Here is a 1,034-nt window from a genome sequence, read left to right as displayed (position 1 = left end):
GGTGCCGGCAGGGCGCGTCGGTCGAGTTTGCCGTTGGGGGAGAGGGGGAGCGCGGGGAGGGTGAGGACGACGGCCGGGACCATGTACTCGGGGAGGTGTTCGGCGGCGAGGGTGCGCAGGGCGTCCGGATCGAGGGTGGCGCCGGGCGCCGGGACGGCGTAGGCCACCAGCCGCTGGATCCCCGGGACGTCCTCGCGCACCAGCACCGCGGCTTGGCCGACGGACGGCGAGGAGGCCAGGACCGTGGCTATCTCGCCGGGTTCGATGCGGAAGCCGCGGAGTTTGACTTGGTCGTCGGTGCGGCCGAGGTAGTGGATGCGGCCGTCGGGGAGGTGGCGGGCGAGGTCGCCGGTGCGGTACATGCGGGTGCCGGGGGTGCCGTGGGGGTCGGCGGTGAAGCGTTCGGCGGTGAGGTCGGGTCGGGAGAGGTAGCCGCGGGCGAGTTGGATGCCGGCGAGGTAGAGCTCGCCGGGGGTGCCGGGGGGTACGGGTTGGAGTGTGGGGTCGAGGATGTAGGTGCGGGTGTTCCAGAGGGGGGTGCCGATGGGGGCGGTGGTGTGGCCTTGGGTGTTGGTGGGGGTGCTGGTGGTGGCGGTGACGTCGACGGCGGCTTCGGTGGGTCCGTAGAGGTTGGCGAGTTGGGTGTGGGTGGTTGGGGTGTGGAAGCGGGTGACGAGGTCGGTGGGGAGGGCTTCGCCGGAGCAGGTGACGAGGCGGAGGGTGGGGCAGTTGGTGAGGGTGGTTTCGGTGAGGAGGGCGGTGAGCATGGAGGGGACGAAGTGCAGGACGGTGATGTGTTGTTCGTTGATGAGGGTGGTGAGGTAGTCGGGGTCTTTGTGGCCGTCGGGGCGGGCGATGACGAGGGGGGTTCCGTAGGCGAGGGGCCAGAAGAATTCCCAGACGGAGACGTCGAAGCTGGCGGGGGTTTTCTGTAGTACGCGGTCGGTCGGGGTGAGTTGGTAGGTGTGCTGCATCCAGGTGATGCGGTTGACGATGGCTTCGTGTTCGACCATGACGCCCTTGGGGCGGCCGGT

At 69.7% G+C, this 1,034-nt stretch carries 1 protein-coding gene; it reads right to left on the bottom strand.

What is annotated here, in order from left to right:
• Positions 1-1,034 (bottom strand): amino acid adenylation domain-containing protein (locus tag ABZZ17_RS40015; protein WP_356884312.1); only part of this gene is annotated, 1,034 nt, incomplete at both ends.

It is taken from the genome of Streptomyces sp. NPDC006512, from assembly GCF_040611935.1.
In the GTDB taxonomy this organism is placed as follows: Bacteria; Actinomycetota; Actinomycetes; order Streptomycetales; family Streptomycetaceae; genus Streptomyces.
The sequence above is the reverse complement of the archived record's forward strand: the minus strand, read 5'-3'. Positions and strand labels throughout refer to the sequence as shown.